This window comes from Dietzia sp. DQ11-38-2, from assembly GCF_014145055.1.
GTDB lineage: Bacteria > Actinomycetota > Actinomycetes > Mycobacteriales > Mycobacteriaceae > Dietzia.
This window is the reverse complement of sequence record NZ_JAALDW010000136.1, coordinates 1-1,800: the sequence shown is the minus strand read 5'-3', so window position 1 is coordinate 1,800 and position 1,800 is coordinate 1. Positions and strand designations below refer to the sequence as shown.

The following is a 1,800-nucleotide window of genomic DNA, read 5'->3' as shown; positions in this document are numbered from 1 at the left end:
TGTACGAGCCGTCCGGATCCGGGCCGGCCGTAGCGGGGGAGTGGTCCGATGTCGTATGGCTGGGATGACGGGTCCGACGGACCGCGCGAGAGGTGGGGGCAGCAGGGTTATCGGCCTGAACCGCGGCGCTCCGTGTCGGGCGCGGTGATCGCCCTGGTCGCGATCCTGGCGGTCCTGGGTCTGGTCCTCCTCGGCGCGCTCGCCTACCTGCTCCTCCGACCCGGGGGGATGACAGGGGAGACCTCCGGTCGTGCCTTGACGACCTCCTCGACGTCCTCGACCCCTTTGTCCGACTCCGCGCTCCCACCCGTGACCGAGACGGCGTACGCCACTCCGACCGAGCGCGAGACCGTCACGGTCACCCGGCCCGCGCCGGGCGCCCGGGCTCCGCAGGGGTCCTCGGGATACCCGACGGGAGCCGACGCCTCGGGGTGGACCGACAACCGGCAGGCCCGCTGCAACGCCGGCGACCCGGCCGTGATGATCGGCCGGACCACCCAGGCGGCGTTCTCGATCTGCGTCAATCCCGACAACGGTCGGTACTACTACCGCGGGTCGTCGGGTGGCGCGGGCGTCGAGGTGGACGACCCGGTGGTGGCCGGGGGTTACGCGTGGGTGTCCAACAACGACGTCGTCTACTCGATCGATGCCGGTGGGATGGAGATCTACGAGGGCGGTGTCCTGCTCTCCTCCCAGCCGATGGTGGAGTTCTGGGCCGGGTGAGGTGGCCGGGTCGACGGCCCGCGGCGGATACGCTGGGGGTCAGGTCCCGCACCCGTCGCGACCTCGAACAGTGAGGTGAGCGCCAGTGAGTCAGCTCGTGTCCTTCTACGAGACCGCGCCGGTCACCGACAGGCGCGGGCTGCTCACCGACGTCATCCAGCGGCCCATGCAGGTCAGGTCGGGATATGACGTGGTCGAGGGCGAGGTGGTCCCGCGGGTGGTCTACGTGCAGGCGCCCATAGAGGGCCGCCCGCTGCTGGTGCCGTTCGGCCAGTACGACGCGTGGAGCCTGCGGCAGCGCTTCGAGGAAGCCTTGAGAGTGATGAACACCCTGGGAGCCTGCGAGATCGAGTGCGCCACCTACAGCGCCCGCCGCAACGCCGTCGCCGCGCGCGTGGGGGTGGGCCCGATGGCCGGGTGGGGCAAGGTGACCCGCACCCAGAGCACGGACTTCGACTACTCCTTCTCGGGTTCGGGGGCCTCGCCGCGCGACCCCGGGCCGATCCGCTGGACCAACATCCCCGGACTGGACGCCGCCAAGCAGTCGGTGCTGCTCAACGGCGGCCGGCGCGTGGAGATCACGATCGAGTCCGAGTCCGAGTTCGCCGCGGACTCGGACCTCGCCCGGCGCCTCAAGTCCGCCGGGCTGGTGCTCGGACTCGAGGGGCGCACCCAGGCCAAGACCCTGCTGCGGATCAAGGCCGAGTTCCCGGCGGTGTGACCGCTCTCCCGCCGTCCGCCGGCGCCAGGGCCGCGACGTCGTCCACCGCCCGGCGGAGCTCCCGCGAGGCCGCGCAGTCCCCGAGGCGTCGGGCGACCGCATCCGAGATCGACCGGTAGAACCACAGCTTCTCCTGCGGACCGGCGTTGAAGAGCCCCCACATGTCGTCACCCAGTCGCTCGTGGGCGGCGACCATCGAGCGCAGATTGTGGATCTTGTCCGCCGCCGAGATGAGCAGGCACTCCTCGGAGTCCTCCGCGAGCGCGGCGAGGTACCCCTCCTTGCGTACCCGCCAGGGCGGGGTCGTCTCACCCGCGGTCTTCTCCTCCGAGACGCCGCGGACGAGCTCGGTGACC

Annotated in this window: 2 protein-coding genes and 1 pseudogene; 2 read left to right on the top strand and 1 reads right to left on the bottom strand. The window is 71.3% G+C overall.

Annotated features, from left to right (window positions below):
- The first annotated feature begins 48 nt into the window (after positions 1-48).
- Together G6026_RS05330 and G6026_RS05325 are read left to right on the top strand one after the other, a co-directional pair.
- Entirely contained in the window at positions 49-723 is a 675-nt protein-coding gene (locus G6026_RS05330) for a hypothetical protein (protein WP_182612431.1), read from the top strand.
- A gap of 85 nt (positions 724-808) precedes the next feature.
- Positions 809-1,444 (top strand): hypothetical protein, encoded by a 636-nt coding sequence (locus G6026_RS05325; protein WP_107755310.1) that lies wholly within the window; start codon positions 809-811, stop codon positions 1,442-1,444.
- Here G6026_RS05325 and G6026_RS05320 read toward each other — a convergent pair.
- A pseudogene (locus tag G6026_RS05320) lies at positions 1,419-1,800 on the bottom strand (bifunctional (p)ppGpp synthetase/guanosine-3',5'-bis(diphosphate) 3'-pyrophosphohydrolase); the annotation flags it as partial. The gene G6026_RS05325 and the pseudogene G6026_RS05320 overlap by 26 nt on opposite strands.